This is a genomic window from Pseudomonas sp. SLBN-26 (assembly GCF_006715895.1).
Lineage (GTDB): Bacteria > Pseudomonadota > Gammaproteobacteria > Pseudomonadales > Pseudomonadaceae > Metapseudomonas > Metapseudomonas otitidis.
The window spans coordinates 224,364-239,873 of record NZ_VFOB01000001.1; the positions used below are offsets into that span (position 1 = coordinate 224,364).

Sequence of the window (15,510 nt, forward strand, 5' to 3'; positions counted from 1 at the left end):
GCTGATCGAGATCGCGCTGCTGGTCCTGGCGGTCGCCTGTGCGGCGCTCGCCTTCGCCTGCGTGCGATTGCGCCGGCAGCAGCTGGAGCTCGCCCAGGAACAGGCCAAGCGCGAAGCGGCTCGAGACCAGCGGCTGAAGGAACTGGCCCGCCGTCTCGATGCCTACCTCAGCGGCAGCATCCGCATGGGGGAGGAGTTGCACGAGCTGCGCCGGGTGGTGGCGCCGCTGCCCGACAAGGTCAGTCAGATCGAGCAGCGCGACCCCAGCAGCATCTCCTTCACCCAAGCCGCACGCCTGGCGGGCATGGGGGCGAGCGTCGACGACCTCACTCATTCCTGTGGGCTCAGCAAGGCCGAGGCGGAACTGGTCAGCAAGCTCCAGCTCGCGCGCAAGCAGGCCCAGAGCTGATGCGCGCCCGGTTCTAAGCCCCGCCTGCCATCTAACCAATCACTCCAAGTCGGCACTTCTGCCCGGACTAGGCTCTAACCAGGCCCACCGAGCGGAGTTGCCCATGCGCCTGGCTCCCCTGTTGCTCTTGCTCCTCTTGCCGCTGGCCCAGGCGGAGGAGGCACCCTTGCATGTTGCGGGAGCGACGACTGTCAATGTGCTGCAGGCCAAGCGGCTGTTCGACTACGGCGCCCTGTTCATCGACGTCCGGCCGGACCGGGAGTGGAGCTGGGGCCACGTTCACGGTGCCGTGCACCTGGACCTGACCGACCGCTTCGCCGGCTTGGCCATGCCCCAGTGGCCGCGGCATGTGCCGCTGGTGATCTACTGCGACAGCGACGTCTGTCCGCGCGGGGCGCTGGCGGCGCAACTGGCAGTGGGGTGGGGGTATCGCCAGGTCTTCTATTTCCGTGACGGCTACTTCGCCTGGCAATTGCTGGACTTCCCCCAAGGCAAGGGTATGGAGGGTGAAGTGCTGGCGCTCAGCCCCTAGGGCCCTCCAGCAGCGGCAGGCCGGGCGTCACGTCCCGGGTGGCGTCGGGGTCGAAGCCCGCCGGGCATTTGCCCTTCAGGTACCAGGCAAAGGCGATGATCTCGGCCAGCGTGCGGTACAGCGCCTCGGGGATGGCTTCGCCCAGTTCCATCCGCGCCAGCAGGCGGACCAGCTCAGCGTTCTCGTAGATCGGCACCTCGTACTCGCGGGCGATGGCGAGGATCGCCTCGGCCAGCTCGTCGTCACCCTTGGCGGTCAGGTTCGGTGCACTGACCCCGTCATAGGACAGGGCAATCGCTTGGCGGCGTTCGGTCTGTTTCATGCCGTCTCATCCACCCAGCGTTGCTGCAGGGTCGTGCGTGGACCTTGGGGCGGCGTGCCTTGCTGGCAGGCCAGTTCACCCACTTCCAGGCCGGCGGCCACCAGCCGCTCCCGCAGATTGCCCAGTTCGCTGTCGATGAAGCGCGCCGTGGCGGCTCGCTCCGCCCACAGTTGGCTGGAGATCGAACCGCGCAGCAACTGCGCCTGGACCTGCAAAGGGCCCAAGGGGGCGATGTCGAACGCCAGTTCGATACGCCAGAGGTTTTCCTTCTGTTCGTCCTTGCGCCGCTGTTGTTGGGCTTGACGCTCTTCCTGCTGGATCTTGATCTGCAGCGGGACGATTTCCTGCTGGTTGCGCATCGGCAGCTCCAGCTGCCAGGTGGTGACCAGGTTGCCCTCCGGGGTCATCTGCGACTGCGCCAGGCTGGAGAGCTGGTGGGTCTGCAGGCGCGAGACGGCTGCCGCCGCCAGCTTCAGCAGGGTTTCCAGATCGCCTTCCTCCTGTGCGGCCTGGGCCAGGCGGGAGGGGAGGGGGAAGCTCAGTGCCTGCTGGCGCGAGCTGGCCTGGCCGAGGGAGCCCAGTGCGTTGCGGATGAAGGCCGGCAGGGCCTGGGCCATGGCGTTGCTGGCGCCAGCGGTGGGCAGCGCCGCCGGTGCGTTGGGCAGCTCAGGCAGCAATTGGGCGATCAGGCGCAGCAGGTTGCCCTTCAGGTCCTGCCCGGTGGCGGCGCCATGACCGGCCAGCAGGCGCGCCTCCAGCAGCGCACCGCTGTTCTCCATGGCCTTGGCCAGTTGCTTGGCGTCGCTCAGCTGGCCGGGGCCGGGCAGTGAGCCCAGCAGGCGCTCCACGGCGTTGCGCAGGTTCGGTGGCAGGTCCGGGTCGAGTTCGGCAAGGGCGCCGAACAGGCCCTCCAGGGAACCCTGGCGCGACACCTGGCTGTTCAACTGCTGGCTGAGGGCCAACTGGTCCAGGCGATTGCTCAGCGGGATGAAGCGCAGGGACTGGTCGCCCTGGACCTGGGCGCTGAGCAGGCTGCCGACCGGTAGCGGTTGCGGGCTGTCGACAGCCAGCTGGCGGCCTGCCAGCGGCGTGTTGATCAGGTTGATCAGGGTGCGATAGACGGTCGCCTTCGCCTCGGCGAGCTGTTCGCTGGCGACCACCTTGCCCTGGATCAGCGTGCCGACCGGCACCTGCTCCAGGTCCAGGCTGTCCAGCGGCAGGGCACCGGCCGACTGCAGGGCCACCATCAGGCGGCTGTCCGAAAGGGCCGTGACGTTCACCAGCGAGCCCTGGCTCAGGGGGCGCGTGCTGGTGGCTTCCAGCGTTGCCTGCTGGCCGCTGCCCAGGCTCAGGCGCAGCATCACCTGGAAGCTGTTCTGTGCGGTTTCCTTGACGCTGACCACCTCGGCTTCGGCGCTGTCGCCGGCCGCCAGCAGGCCATTGGATGGTTGCAGCAGCTTCAGCGCGGCATCTGCCACAGCCTGCGCCGCCCGGCTGGCGGTGGGCACGGAAGCGACGGGGCGCGAAGTGCTGATCTCGGTCATCAAAGGGTTACAACCTGTTGAAAAAGCCCCCTTCGGGGCTGGGGATGACATGTATAATGCCGCCCCGTCCGGGCTGGCGGTGGAGCGCGATTCCAGTATAGCGGCCGGCGACCCCATCACTTGAGTTCCCCGCAGGGTATCCGCTGACGTGACCAGTCCCTACCTCCAGACCCTCGACCTCGCCTGCGAGCGTGATTGGCGGATGCTCTTCGAAGGGCTGGACCTGGCGCTCGAACCCGGGGAAATGTTGCAGATCAGCGGGCCGAACGGCAGTGGCAAGACCAGCCTGCTGCGCCTGCTCTGCGGTCTGATGCAACCCACCTCCGGCGAGATCCTGCTGAAAGGCGTCGCCCTCGGTCGGCAGCGTGCCGAACTGGCCCGCGAGCTGCTGTGGATCGGCCATGCCGCCGGCATCAAGGGCCTGCTCACCCCGGAAGAGAACCTGACCTGGCTCTGCGCCCTGCACCAGAGCGCCGAGCGCGAGGCGATCTGGGAGGCACTGGCCGCCGTCGGGCTGCGTGGATTCGAGGACGTTCCCAGCCACACCCTCTCCGCCGGCCAGCAGCGCCGCGTCGCCCTGGCGCGGCTCTACCTCGATCCGCCGCCGCTGTGGATCCTCGACGAACCCTACACCGCACTCGACAAGCAGGGCGTCGCCCAGCTCGAGGCGCATCTGGCCGGGCACTGCGAGCGTGGCGGCCTGGTGGTGTTCACCACCCACCACAGCCCCGCCCACCTGCCGGCGGGCTACCGTGAACTGGACCTGGGACGACGTGCGGCATGAGATCGGTCTTCACCCTGGTCATGGCCCGCGAAGCGCGCCTGCTGTTCCGTCGCCCTGCCGAGCTGGCCAACCCCCTGGTGTTCTTCGCCATCGTCATCGCCCTGTTCCCCCTGGCGGTCGGTCCCGAGAGCCAATTGTTGCAAACCCTTTCGCCGGGGCTGGTCTGGGTAGCGGCCCTGTTGGCCGTCCTGCTCTCGCTGGACGGGCTTTTCCGCAGTGATTTCGAGGACGGCTCGCTGGAACAGTGGGTCGTTTCGCCGCACCCCCTGCCGCTTCTGGTCCTGGCCAAGGTGCTGGCACACTGGCTCTTCTCCGGACTGGCGCTGGTCCTGCTGGCGCCGCTGCTGGCGCTGATGCTGGGCCTGCCCGCCCGCTGCCTGCCGGTGCTGCTCGGCTCCCTGCTGCTGGGCACGCCGGTGTTGAGCCTGCTGGGTGCGGTGGGTGCCGCGCTGACCGTTGGTCTCAAGCGCGGCGGCCTGCTTCTCGCGCTGCTGATACTGCCGCTGTACATCCCCGTGCTGATTCTCGGCAGCGGGGCCCTGCAAGCGGCCCTGCAAGGATTGCCGGCTGTCGGCCACCTGTTGTGGCTGGGCTGCCTCACCGCCCTGGCGGTGACCCTGACTCCCTTTGCCATAGCCGCTGGCCTGACCATCAGCGTCGGCGAATAACGAACAAGAGTTGCCTTGATGAGAGAACTGCCGATGTCCGCACAGGCCTCCGTGCCCAGCAGGTGGGCCCGATGAACTGGACCTGGTTCCACAAGCTGGGTTCGCCGAAATGGTTCTACGAGATCAGTGGCCGCTGGCTCCCCTGGTTCGCCGTCGGCGCCGCCCTGCTGATCACCGTCGGTACCGTCTGGGGCCTGGCTTTCGCGCCGCCGGACTACCAGCAGGGCAACAGCTTCCGGATCATCTACATCCACGTCCCGGCCGCCTTCCTGGCCCAGTCCTGCTACGTCATGCTCGCCGTCTGCGGCGTGGTCGGGCTGGTCTGGAAGATGAAGCTGGCCGATGTCGCCCTGCAGGCCGCCGCGCCGGTAGGCGCCTGGATGACCTTCATCGCCCTGGTGACCGGTGCCGTGTGGGGCAAGCCCACCTGGGGTGCCTGGTGGGTGTGGGATGCCCGACTGACGTCGATGCTCATCCTCCTGTTCCTGTACTTCGGTGTGATTGCACTGGGCCAGGCCATCAGCAATCGTGACAGCGCCGCCAAGGCCTGCGCGGTGCTGGCCATCGTCGGGGTCATCAACATTCCGATCATCAAGTACTCGGTGGAGTGGTGGAACACCCTGCATCAGCCGGCCACCTTCACCGTCACCGAGAAGCCGGCCATGCCCGCCGAGATGTGGGTGCCGCTGCTGCTGATGGTGCTGGGCTTCTACTGCTTCTTCGGCGCCGTGGTGCTGATGCGCATGCGCCTCGAAGTCCTGCGTCGCGAGGCCCGCGCCGCCTGGGTGCGCAACGAGGTGAAGGCCCTGGTGGAGAAGGCATCGTGAGTTTTGCATCGTTCGGCGAGTTCCTCGCCATGGGCCACCACGGCCTGTATGTCTGGAGCGCCTACGGCATCAGCCTGCTGGTCCTGGCGCTCAACGTCGCGCTGCCGGTCGCAGCCCGGCGTCGCTACCTGAAAGAAGAGGCGCGCCGTCTGCGCCGGGAGGAAGGCAAGTGAATCCGATCCGCAAGAAGCGCCTGTTCATCATCCTGGCCATCCTCGCCGGGGTGGGGATCGCCGTGGCGCTGGCGTTGTCGGCGCTGCAGCAGAACATCAACCTGTTCTACACCCCCACCCAGATCGCCAACGGCGAAGCCCCCCAGGACACCCGCATCCGCGCCGGCGGCATGGTGGCCGAAGGCTCGGTCAAGCGCACCGGTGACTCCCTCGACGTCGAGTTCGTGGTCACCGACTTCGCCAAGAGCGTCACCATCCGCTACCACGGCATCCTCCCCGACCTGTTCCGCGAAGGGCAGGGCATCGTCGCCCTGGGCAAGCTGGACGGGCAGGGCGTGCTGGTGGCTGACGAGGTGCTGGCCAAGCACGACGAGAAATACATGCCGCCGGAGGTCACCAAGGCCCTCAAGGAAAGCGGCAACCTGCCTGAGAAGAAAGAGGGCTGATCGATGATTCCCGAACTCGGCCACCTGGCCCTGATCCTCGCCCTGTGCATGGCTGCCGTGCAGGCCACCCTGCCGATGATCGGCGCCTGGCGCGGCGACCGGCAGTGGATGAGCCTGGCGCAACCGGCCGCCTGGGGGCAGTTCGCCTTCCTGGCGTTCTCCTTCGGCTGCCTCACCTGGGCCTTCATGAGCGACGATTTCTCGGTCGCCTACGTCGCCAGCAACTCCAACAGCGCGCTGCCCTGGTACTACAAGTTCAGTGCCGTATGGGGCGCCCACGAGGGCTCGCTGCTGCTCTGGGCGCTGATCCTCGGCGGCTGGACCTTCGCCGTCTCGGTGTTCTCCCGGCAACTGCCCGAGGTGATGCTGGCCCGCGTCCTGGGTGTCATGGGCATGATCAGTATCGGCTTCCTGTCGTTCCTGATCATCACCTCCAACCCCTTCAAGCGCCTGCTGCCGAACATGCCGGCCGACGGCAACGACCTGAACCCGCTGCTGCAGGACTTCGGCCTGATCGTCCACCCGCCGATGCTCTACATGGGCTACGTCGGTTTCTCGGTGGCCTTCGCCTTCGCCATCGCCGCGCTGCTCGGCGGTCGCCTGGACGCCGCCTGGGCGCGCTGGTCGCGTCCGTGGACCATCATCGCCTGGGCCTTCCTCAGCGTCGGCATCGTGCTCGGCTCCTGGTGGGCCTACTACGAACTCGGCTGGGGTGGCTGGTGGTTCTGGGACCCGGTGGAGAACGCCTCCTTCATGCCCTGGCTGGTGGGCACCGCGCTGATCCACTCCCTGGCCGTCACCGAGAAGCGTGGCGTATTCAAGAGCTGGACCGTGCTGCTGGCCATCGCCGCCTTCTCCCTCAGCCTGCTGGGTACCTTCCTGGTCCGTTCCGGCGTGCTGACTTCGGTGCACGCCTTTGCCGCCGACCCGGAGCGGGGCGTGTTCATCCTCGGCTTCCTGCTGGCCGTGGTGGGCTGCTCGCTGACCCTGTTCGCCATCCGCGCGCCGGTGGTCAAGAGCCAGGTGGGCTTCGCCCTCTGGTCCCGCGAGACGCTGCTGCTGGTCAACAACCTGGTGCTGGTGGTGACCGCCGCCATGATCCTGCTCGGCACCCTCTACCCGCTGGTGCTGGACGCGCTGTCCGGCGCCAAGCTCTCCGTTGGCCCGCCGTACTTCAACGCCCTGTTCCTGCCGCTGATGGCCCTGCTGATGGTGGTGATCGCCGTGGGCGTGCTGGTGCGCTGGAAGGACACCCCGGTGAAGTGGCTGGTGGGCATGCTCGGCCCGGTGCTGGTGGGCAGCCTGGTGCTGGGCGTGCTCGCAGCGTTCGTCCTGGGGGATTTCCACTGGGCGGTGCTGGCGGTTGGCTGCCTGTCCGCCTGGGTGCTGCTGGCCGGCGTCCGCGACCTGCTCGACAAGACCCGCCACAAGGGCCTGCTCAAGGGCGCCCGCAGCCTGACCCGCAGCTACTGGGGCATGCAGCTGGCCCACGCCGGCATCGCCGTGTGTGCCCTCGGCGTCGTGCTCTCCAGCCAGTACAGCGCCGAGCGTGACCTGCGCCTGTCCCCCGGCGAGTCGGTGGAACTGGGCGGCTACCGCTTCGTGTTCGAGGGCGCAGCCCACCACGAAGGCCCCAACTTCACCTCCGACAAGGGCACCGTCCGCGTCCTCGACGGTGATCGGCAGATCGCCGTGCTGCACCCGGAGAAGCGCCTGTACACCGTGCAGCAGTCGATGATGACCGAGGCCGGCATCGACGCCGGCTTCACCCGCGACCTCTACGTCGCCCTCGGCGAGCCCCTGGGTGATGGCGCCTGGGCCGTGCGCGTGCACGTCAAACCGTTCGTCCGCTGGATCTGGCTCGGCGGCCTGCTGATGGGCCTGGGCGGCGTCCTGGCGGCATTCGACCCGCGCTACCGGGTCAAGGTGAAGACCCGGGTGCGTGACGCCCTGGGCCTGGCTGGAGCTCAAGCATGAAGCGCCTGATCCTGTTGCTGCCGCTGGCGATCTTCCTCGGCGTGGCGGTGTTCCTCTATCGCGGGTTGTTCCTCGACCCCGCCGAGCTGCCGTCGGCGCTGATCGGCAAACCCTTCCCCGCGTTCAGCCTGCCGGCCGTGGACGGCGCGCGCACGCTGACCGAAGCCGACCTCAAGGGCAAGCCCGCGCTGATCAACGTCTGGGGCACCTGGTGCATTTCCTGCCGGGTCGAGCACCCGGTGCTGAACAAGCTGTCGCAGATGGGCGTGACCATCTACGGCGTCAACTACAAGGACGACAACGCCGCTGCCCTCAAGTGGCTGAAGGAGTTCCACAACCCCTATCAGCTGGACATCCGCGACGAGCAGGGCAGCCTCGGCCTGGACCTGGGCGTCTACGGCGCCCCCGAGACCTTCCTGATCGACAAGGACGGCGTCATCCGCCACAAGTTCGTCGGTGTGATCGACGAGGTCGTCTGGCGTGAGCAACTGGCGCCGCTGTACCAGTCCCTGGTCGACGAGGCCGGCCAATGAAGCGCCTGCTCGCCACCCTGGCCCTCGGCCTTGCCCTCACCGGCGTCGCTCGCGCGGCCATCGACACCTACGAGTTCCGTGACGAGGCCGAGCGCGAGCGCTTCCGCGTGCTCACCGAAGAACTGCGCTGCCCCAAGTGCCAGAACCAGAACATCGCCGACTCCAACGCCCCCATCGCCACCGACCTGCGCCGCGAGATCTACCGCATGCTCGAAGCGGGCAAGAGCAATGACGAGATCGTCGACTTCCTGGTGGCCCGCTACGGCGACTTCGTGCGCTACAAGCCCCCGGTGAACGGCCGCACGCTGCTGCTCTGGTACGGCCCGGCGGGCCTGCTGGCCGGTGGCCTGCTGGTGCTCGGGGTGATCGTGCTGCGCCGTCGCCGCGTCGAGAACGCGCCGGGTGATGCACTGCTTTCCAGCGATGAGCGCGCCCGTCTGGATGCGCTGCTCAATCAAGAGACTCAGGACAAGAACCGCTGATGATCGATTTCTGGCTCGCCGCCGGCCTGCTGCTGCTGGTCGCCCTGGCATTCCTGCTGATTCCCGTGCTGCGCGGCCGCAAGGCCCAGGCCGAGGAAGACCGAACCGCCCTCAACGTCGCCCTGTACCAGGAGCGCCTGGCCGAACTGCAGGCCCAGCACGAGGCCGGCACCCTTACCGAGGCCCAGCTGGAGGCCGGTCGCGCCGAAGCGGCCCGTGAACTGCTGGCCGATACCGAGGGCGCCGCCGCTGACCGCAGCGCTCGGCTGGGGCGTGCGCTGCCGCTGCTCGCCGCACTGCTGGTGCCGGCCCTCGGCCTTGGCCTGTATGCCCACTGGGGTTCCAGCGACAAGGTCCAGCTGGCCCGCGAAATGCGCGAACAGCCGCGCACCATCGAGGAAATGACCGCGCGCCTGGAAAAGGCCGTGCAGGCCCAGCCGGATTCGGCCGAAGGCTGGTACTTCCTCGGCCGTACCTACATGGCCCAGGAGCGCCCGGTCGATGCCGCCAAGGCCTACGAGCGCGCGGTGCAGATCGCCGGCCGTCAGCCCGAGCTGCTCGGCCAGTGGGCCCAGGCGCTGTACTTCGCCAGCCAGAAGCGTTTCACCCCTGAAGTCCAGGCGCTGACCGAGGACGCCCTCAAGGCGGACCCCAACGAGGTCACCAGCCTGGGCCTGCTGGGCATCGCCGGTTTCGAGGAAGGCCGCTTCAAGGACGCCATCGGCTACTGGGAACGCCTGATCGCCGTGCTGCCCCAGGACGACCCGTCCCGCGCCGCCCTGCAAGGCGGGATCGACCGGGCCCGCGAGCGGCTGGCCGAGAACGGCGAAACCCTGCCCGAGCGCGAGACGCTCACCAAGTCCATGCCGCAGCTGAAGGTCCGCGTCGACCTGGCCGCCGCACTGAAGGACAAGGTGCAGCCGGGCGACACGGTGTTCATCTTCGCCCGCGCCGCCGAAGGTCCGCCCATGCCGCTGGCCGTCAAGCGCCTGACGGTGAAGGACCTGCCGGCCGAGGTGGTGCTCAGCGACGCCGACGCGATGATGCCGCAGCTGAAGATCTCCAACTTCCCGCAGGTGCAGCTGGTCGCCCGTGTATCCCGCGAAGGCAATGCCAAGAGCGGTGAATGGATCGGACGCGGCCCGGCGTTGTCTAGTGCTACCGAGGATCCGCAGCAGTTGACCATCGACAGCCCGGATCAGCCCTGACAACCCCATCGGAGCCGGCGGCCATGCACGCGACCCTTCGACTGTCCTTGGCCTGCCTGCTCGTAACCCTGGCCGGCTGTACCCTCCGCCCTCCCGCGCCGGCAGGCCAGCCGCCTGCCCAGGGGCCCGCGGCAACACCGCCGCGCGTCACCCCGGCCCCTGCGCCAACCCCGCGGGTGACCCGCATGAAGACCCACCCCCGCTATGCCCCGCCACCCGGCGCGGCCTGCTACTGGGACAACACCCTCGGGGTGTATGTGCTGGAAGGGCGGGGCGAGCTCTACTACCGCGAACGCACCTACTACCGCTGGGATGGTGGCTGGAGCTGGTCCAATGGTGCAGACGGCCCCTGGCAGTCCACCGACGCTTCCGGCGTGCCCGCCGGGCTGGGTCGTCGCCATCCGTGACCTGCGTCACAAAGGGCGGCTCGCAGGGCCATGGACAGCATCCGGGCGCTTAGGTAAGTTGCTGGCGTTTTGATATCTCCGGAGCACATGGATGTTCGCTCGCGCCTGCCTGGCCACCTTGGCCATCGTCCTTTCCCTGCCTGCCTGCGCTCAGGTCTACCAATGGCGAGACGAGCAGGGCCGTGTGCATTTCACCGACACCCCGCCGCCGGAAAGCCGCAACGTCCATGAAGAGAAGCTGCAGGTGAACACCATGCAGGGCCTCGACGACACCGAGGTGAAGGCACGCCCGGCCTCCCTGCGTGGGCTGGACCTGGACGATGAGGACGACCTCAACCCCGGCCAGCTCCAGCAGAAAGGCGTGGTGCAGTGCGCGGCCGCCATCTCGCGCATGCCTTCGCTGATCCGTGAGGCCCAGCAGCTCGGGCGTGAGCGTGTACGCCAGAAGCGCATCACCCAGGCCCAGCTGGACGAGGCCATGTACAAGTTCGACACCGCCTACAAGCTGCTCAAGCGCAACGAGCGGGCCTGTGTGTCCGACTACGTCAAGGGCGGTACGCCGCGCATGGCGGTCAACTGCATGGCCGACACCCGTGACGTGACCAGCTTCGGCCTGTGCATGCAGTTCGCCCAGTGGGCCGACGCCTTCGACTGAGGGGCGGAACTCACGGCTTGCCTCATGGGTTCTCCGGGTCGTGCCCCAGGGCCTGGATGAACAGCGAGAACAGCTCCGGCTGGGAGGAGATGTCCAGCTTGGCGTAGAGATGCCGGCGGTGGACCTTCACCGTGTCCGGCGAGATGGCCAGCCGCTCCGCCATCGCCTTGCTCGAATAGCCCCGCAGGATCAGCCGGGCGATCTCCAGCTCCCGCTCCGACAACACCCCCGCGCCGAATTGGCTGAGGGCATCGCGCACCTGCGAGGCCACCTGGTCCTGGCTGGCCGGGCCGCGAGCCTGCAGGCGCTGGCGCCAGTGCTGCTGCATCAGCGCCAGCACCCAGGGCGCCACCAGGGCCGCGAGGCCGCATTCCGCCGCATCGAACCGCTTTCGCATGCCCAGTGACAGGGACAGGCTGCCCGCGCCGGGGAGCTGTGCGATGAACTGCACCTCGTCCTCCAGCACGTTGTCGTGGAAGTAGCTGAGGTAGTACTCGCTCTGGCGGAAGTGGTCCGGCGCCACTTCCTCCAGGCGGTAGAAGCCGCTGGGCAGCCCTTCCCGGCACGCCTGGTAGAAGGGGTCGAGCAGGTAGGGCCCGCTGAGGTAGGCCGGCATGGCGGTGGGCGTGCCTTCCGGCTCGGCGTCGTACTCCTCCAGGGGCTGCGGCGCACCCTGGGCGGGGTAGTAGGCTGCCAGTGCGTTGTCGAACGGTAGCCACTGGTGCAGCAGCAAGATCAGCTGCTTCCAGAACCGCTCGCCGCCGAGGTGCTCGACGGTGCGGCCCAGGCCGGCATGCAGGCCGACCTCCCTGAACAGGCTGTCCATGCGGTGCTCCAGATCAAAAAGGGGGAGGCCAGCTTGTCCGATCCGCTCCCCCGGCCTCAAGGGGGCGTACGCCAATAGGGTGATTGGCGCACGGCCGGGCCCCGCCCAGAATCGGCCCACCAACCGGCGCCACCAGAAGCGCCACTGCGTACTGCTTGATGTCTGCCTCAATCCCAATAACAACCAGAGGATCAGGATATGAGCGCTTCCACGCCTGCGGGCGGCCGTCTCAAACCCAGTCTCGGCACCGCCGATGTCGTCGCCATCACCGTCTCCGGGGTCACCCCCGCCAGTTCCATCTTCGTGATCGCCCCCTTCGCCATCCAGCAGGCCGGCAGCGGCGCCTTCATGGCCTTCGCCCTGGCCGGCGTGCTGGCCCTGATGTTCGCCTGCTGCTACGCCGAGCTGGGCCGTGCGCACCGCTCGGCCGGCGGCGAGTACGTCTACGCCAAGCGCATCTTCGGTGGGCTGGCCGGCTACGCCACCTTCCTCACGGTGCTGGCCATGCTGCTGTTCATCCCGCCGGTGCTGGCCACCGGCGCCGCCACCTACCTCAACCGCGCGCTGGGCACGGCGTTCGACAGCCAGACGGTGGCGCTGACCATCGTCGTCGCCAGCTACGCGCTGGGCATTCTCAACATCAAGGTCAACGCCTGGGTCACCGGCCTCTGCCTGTTGCTGGAGGTGGCCGCCCTGCTGGTGATCGTCGGCCTGGGCTTCGGCAACCCCAGTCAGCCGGCCAGCGTGCTGCTGCACCCGCAGGTCCTCGATGGCGGCGTGCTCCAGGCGGCGCCCATGGCGCTGGTGCTGGGCGCGGTGGGCACGGCGCTGTTCTCCTACAACGGCTACGGCAGCGCGGTGCTGATGGCCGAGGACATGAAATGCGGCGGCCGGGGCGTGCACAAGGCCGTGCTGTGGTCCCTGGTGCTGGTGGTGGTGATCGAGCTGGTGCCGCTCACCGCGTTGATCATCGGCGCGCCCTCGCTGGAGACCCTGATCGCCAGCCCCGACCCCATCGGCTACCTGCTCGCCAGCCTGGGCAACGAGACGCTGTCGCGCTGGGTCAGCGCCGGTATCTTCCTCTCGGTGTTCAACGCCATCGTCGCCATCGTCATCCAGATCGGCCGGGTCATCTTCAGCAGCGGCCGCGACGAGCTGTGGATGCCGACCCTGAACCGCACCTTCACCCGTATTCATCCGCGCTGGGATTCGCCCTGGCTGGCCACGCTGTTCCTTGCTGTGCCCTCGGCGCTGCTCAGCTTCAGCTCCAACCTGGCCGAACTGACTTCGTTCACGGTGCTGCTGATCGTCCTGGTCTACCTGGTGGTGGGGCTGTGCGGCCTGTTCAGCCGGGTGCTGCGGCGTGACCTGGAACACAGCTACCGCATGCCGTTCTGGCCGCTGCCGGCCCTGTTGGCTGCCGGTGGTGCTGCGGCGCTGCTGGTCAACCTGGGCCTGGCGGCCTCCAGCCGGGACCTGCTCATCATCCTCGGGCTGCTGGCCGTCTCGGTGATCTTCTACTGCACCTATGGCAAGTTCAGCCCGGCCTTCCAGAAGCTTTGAACCACAAGGAGTCGCCATGCGCGCGCGTCAATTGGGAATCCGCATCGGCCTGGGCACGCCCGGCCCGCTCAATGCCATCACCGATGTGCCCGGGGTCCGGGTCGGCCATAGCACACTGGACGAGGTGCGCGACGGCAAGCCGGTGCGCACCGGGGTGACCCTGGTGCAGCCCCGCGAGGGCTCGGCCCGCCAGCAACCCTGCTTCGCCGGCTGCCATGTGCTCAATGGCAACGGTGACGCCACCGGCCTGGAGTGGATCCGCGAGGCGGGCCTGCTGACCACGCCGCTGGCCATCACCAACACCCACAGTGTCGGCGTGGTACGCGATGCCCTGGTGGCGGCCGAGCGCGAGCAGGCCGGGCAGGCGGTGTACTGGTGCATGCCGGTGGTGATGGAGACCTACGACGGTTTGCTCAACGACATCTGGGGCCAGCACGTCGGCCCCGAGCAGGTCCGCCAGGCCCTGGCCGAGGCGCGCAGCGGTGCCGTGGAGGAGGGCGCCGTGGGTGGTGGCACCGGGATGATCTGTCACGAATTCAAGGGCGGGATCGGCACCGCCTCCCGGCAGCTGCCGGCGGAGCAGGGTGGCTGGGCGGTGGGGGCGCTGGTGCAGGCCAACCACGGCGTGCGCCGTGAGCTGCGGGTGGACGGCTACCCGGTGGGGCGCGTGCTGACCGAGATCGAGTCGCCCTTCGCCGAGCGAGACACCCCCGGCATGGGCTCGATCGTGGTGATCATCGCCACCGACGCGCCGCTGCTGCCGCACCAGTGCCAGCGCCTGGCCCAGCGCGCCTCCATCGGCATCGCCCGGACCGGCGGCGGCACCGAGGACTCTAGCGGCGACATCTTCCTGGCCTTCGCCACCGGCAACCGCAACCTGCCGCCGGCGGACTACGCGCGCAAGGACCTGCCGTTCAGCACGCCGCTGGCAATGGTCAACAACGACCACATCTCCCCGCTGTTCTCGGCGGCGGCAGAGGCGGTGGAGGAGGCCATCGTCAATGCATTGCTGGCCGGGCGGGCGATGGTCACGGCGGATGGGCGCCGGGTTCCGGCGCTGGAAGGGGATGTGTTGCTGGAGGCGCTGCGCGCCCAGGGCTGGCGCGGCTGAAACGACAGGGCCCGGCGCTGGCCGGGCCCTGTTGGGGTCACTGGGCGGTATAGACCTGGTCGAACACGCCGCCGTCCTGGAAGTGGGTCTTCTGCACGTCACGCCAGCTGCCGAAGGTCTTCTCCACGGAGAAGAAGTCCACCTTCGGGAAGCGGTCGGAGAACTTGGCGAGGATCTCCGGGTTGCGCGGGCGCAGGTAGTTGTTGGCGGCGATGGTCTGGCCCTCGTCGCTCCACAGGTACTTCAGGTAGGCCTCGGCGGTTTCGCGGGTGCCTTTCTTGTCCACCACCTTGTCGACCACGGCCACCGGCGGCTCGGCCTCGGCGGAAACGCTGGGGTAGACCACCTCGAAGCCACCGCGGCCGAATTCACGGGCGATCATCTCGGCTTCGTTCTCGAAGGTCACCAGCACGTCGCCGATCTGGTTCTGCATGAAGGTGGTGGTGGCGGCACGGCCACCCGTGTCCAGCACCGGCACGTGCTTGAACAGCTGGCCGACGAAGGCCTTGGCCTTCTCTTCATCGCCCCCGTTCTTCAGCACGTAGCCCCAGGCGGAAAGGTAGGTGTAGCGGCCGTTGCCGGAGGTCTTGGGGTTGGGCACCACCACCTGCACGCCGTCCTTCACCAGGTCCGGCCAGTCCTTCAGGCCCTTGGGGTTGCCCTTGCGCACGATGAACACGGTGGCGGAGGTGAACGGTGCGCTGTTGTTCGGCAGGCGCTCGGCCCAGTTCTTCGGCACCAGGCCGCCGTTGTCGGCGAGGGCGTCGATGTCGGTGGCCTGGTTCATGGTGATGATGTCGGCCGGCAGGCCGTCGATTACGGCACGGGCCTGCTTGCTGGAGCCGCCGTGGGACATCTGCAGGGTGACGTTCTCGCCCTTTTCCGCTTTCCAGTGCTTCTGGAAGGCGGCGTTGTAGTCCTTGTAGAAGTCGCGCATCACGTCGTAGGAGACGTTGAGCAGCGGCGGTGCGGCATGGGCGGCACCGGCCAGGGCGAGACCTGCGGCGAGGAGCGAGGCGGAGAACAGTCGTTTCACTGTGCGT

General features: G+C 68.1%; 19 protein-coding genes. 15 read left to right on the forward strand and 4 right to left on the reverse strand.

Translation table 11 applies throughout. The annotated features are described in order from the left end of the window. The first annotated feature begins 1 nt into the window (after nucleotide 1). Both FBY21_RS01070 and FBY21_RS01075 read left to right on the forward strand, forming a co-directional pair. Entirely contained in the window at nucleotides 2–409 is a 408-nt protein-coding gene (locus FBY21_RS01070; protein ID WP_082078272.1) for a DUF2802 domain-containing protein, read from the forward strand. A 103-nt stretch (nucleotides 410–512) separates the two neighbouring features. Next, a complete protein-coding gene (locus tag FBY21_RS01075) occupies nucleotides 513–941 on the forward strand; it encodes a rhodanese-like domain-containing protein (RefSeq protein WP_142007992.1) in 429 nt (142 codons plus the stop codon). Here FBY21_RS01075 and FBY21_RS01080 read toward each other — a convergent pair. Together FBY21_RS01080 and FBY21_RS01085 are read right to left on the reverse strand one after the other, a co-directional pair. Continuing rightward, nucleotides 931–1,263, reverse strand: coding sequence for an EscU/YscU/HrcU family type III secretion system export apparatus switch protein (locus tag FBY21_RS01080; RefSeq protein WP_142007994.1), 333 nt, complete (start codon nucleotides 1,261–1,263; stop codon nucleotides 931–933). The genes FBY21_RS01075 and FBY21_RS01080 overlap by 11 nt on opposite strands. After that, nucleotides 1,260–2,807, reverse strand: a complete 1,548-nt coding sequence (locus FBY21_RS01085; protein ID WP_142007996.1) for a flagellar hook-length control protein FliK — start codon at nucleotides 2,805–2,807, stop codon at nucleotides 1,260–1,262. Before FBY21_RS01085 ends, FBY21_RS01080 begins: the two co-directional genes overlap by 4 nt. A gap of 148 nt (nucleotides 2,808–2,955) precedes the next feature. Here FBY21_RS01085 and ccmA point away from each other — a divergent pair, with 148 nt between their 5' ends. The 11 genes from ccmA to FBY21_RS01140 all read left to right on the forward strand — a co-directional run bounded on the left by ccmA (nucleotide 2,956) and on the right by FBY21_RS01140 (nucleotide 10,967). Then, nucleotides 2,956–3,591, forward strand: a complete 636-nt coding sequence (ccmA, locus tag FBY21_RS01090; RefSeq protein WP_074968105.1) for a cytochrome c biogenesis heme-transporting ATPase CcmA — start codon at nucleotides 2,956–2,958, stop codon at nucleotides 3,589–3,591. After that, on the forward strand, nucleotides 3,588–4,259 hold the full coding sequence (ccmB, locus tag FBY21_RS01095) for a heme exporter protein CcmB (RefSeq protein WP_044408044.1): 672 nt from the start codon (nucleotides 3,588–3,590) through the stop codon (nucleotides 4,257–4,259). Before ccmA ends, ccmB begins: the two co-directional genes overlap by 4 nt. A 71-nt stretch (nucleotides 4,260–4,330) precedes the next feature. After that, complete coding sequence (locus FBY21_RS01100; RefSeq protein ID WP_074968104.1) at nucleotides 4,331–5,086, forward strand: heme ABC transporter permease; 756 nt, start codon at nucleotides 4,331–4,333, stop codon at nucleotides 5,084–5,086. Next, nucleotides 5,083–5,259, forward strand: coding sequence for a heme exporter protein CcmD (gene ccmD, locus FBY21_RS01105; protein ID WP_044408038.1), 177 nt, complete (start codon nucleotides 5,083–5,085; stop codon nucleotides 5,257–5,259). Before FBY21_RS01100 ends, ccmD begins: the two co-directional genes overlap by 4 nt. Then, a complete protein-coding gene (ccmE, locus tag FBY21_RS01110) occupies nucleotides 5,256–5,705 on the forward strand; it encodes a cytochrome c maturation protein CcmE (protein ID WP_044408035.1) in 450 nt (149 codons plus the stop codon). The genes ccmD and ccmE overlap by 4 nt, the downstream gene beginning before the upstream one ends. 3 nt (nucleotides 5,706–5,708) lie before the next feature. Further along, nucleotides 5,709–7,682, forward strand: a complete 1,974-nt coding sequence (locus FBY21_RS01115) for a heme lyase CcmF/NrfE family subunit (protein WP_142007999.1) — start codon at nucleotides 5,709–5,711, stop codon at nucleotides 7,680–7,682. Continuing rightward, complete coding sequence (locus FBY21_RS01120) at nucleotides 7,679–8,215, forward strand: DsbE family thiol:disulfide interchange protein (protein WP_142008001.1); 537 nt, start codon at nucleotides 7,679–7,681, stop codon at nucleotides 8,213–8,215. The genes FBY21_RS01115 and FBY21_RS01120 overlap by 4 nt, the downstream gene beginning before the upstream one ends. Beyond that, entirely contained in the window at nucleotides 8,212–8,697 is a 486-nt protein-coding gene (locus tag FBY21_RS01125; protein WP_044408026.1) for a cytochrome c-type biogenesis protein, read from the forward strand. Before FBY21_RS01120 ends, FBY21_RS01125 begins: the two co-directional genes overlap by 4 nt. Continuing rightward, on the forward strand, nucleotides 8,697–9,905 hold the full coding sequence (gene ccmI / locus FBY21_RS01130; RefSeq protein WP_074968100.1) for a c-type cytochrome biogenesis protein CcmI: 1,209 nt from the start codon (nucleotides 8,697–8,699) through the stop codon (nucleotides 9,903–9,905). Before FBY21_RS01125 ends, ccmI begins: the two co-directional genes overlap by 1 nt. Before the next feature lie 23 nt (nucleotides 9,906–9,928). Next, a complete protein-coding gene (locus FBY21_RS30115) occupies nucleotides 9,929–10,312 on the forward strand; it encodes a hypothetical protein (RefSeq protein ID WP_142008004.1) in 384 nt (127 codons plus the stop codon). A 91-nt stretch (nucleotides 10,313–10,403) separates the two neighbouring features. Continuing rightward, a complete protein-coding gene (locus FBY21_RS01140; protein WP_142008006.1) occupies nucleotides 10,404–10,967 on the forward strand; it encodes a DUF4124 domain-containing protein in 564 nt (187 codons plus the stop codon). 22 nt (nucleotides 10,968–10,989) lie between these two features. Here FBY21_RS01140 and FBY21_RS01145 read toward each other — a convergent pair whose 3' ends face one another. Continuing rightward, nucleotides 10,990–11,793, reverse strand: a complete 804-nt coding sequence (locus FBY21_RS01145) for a helix-turn-helix transcriptional regulator (RefSeq protein ID WP_107331135.1) — start codon at nucleotides 11,791–11,793, stop codon at nucleotides 10,990–10,992. Between the two features lie 198 nt (nucleotides 11,794–11,991). Between FBY21_RS01145 and FBY21_RS01150 the strand changes: the two genes are divergently transcribed. Together FBY21_RS01150 and FBY21_RS01155 are read left to right on the forward strand one after the other, a co-directional pair. Next, nucleotides 11,992–13,356, forward strand: a complete 1,365-nt coding sequence (locus FBY21_RS01150; RefSeq protein ID WP_142008008.1) for an APC family permease — start codon at nucleotides 11,992–11,994, stop codon at nucleotides 13,354–13,356. 16 nt (nucleotides 13,357–13,372) lie between these two features. Beyond that, a complete protein-coding gene (locus tag FBY21_RS01155; RefSeq protein ID WP_142008011.1) occupies nucleotides 13,373–14,467 on the forward strand; it encodes a P1 family peptidase in 1,095 nt (364 codons plus the stop codon). Between the two features lie 37 nt (nucleotides 14,468–14,504). Here FBY21_RS01155 and FBY21_RS01160 read toward each other — a convergent pair whose 3' ends face one another. Further along, nucleotides 14,505–15,503: a sulfate ABC transporter substrate-binding protein gene (locus FBY21_RS01160; protein ID WP_142008013.1), complete on the reverse strand. Its 999-nt coding sequence runs from the start codon at nucleotides 15,501–15,503 to the stop codon at nucleotides 14,505–14,507. Nucleotides 15,504–15,510: the final 7 nt, after the last annotated feature.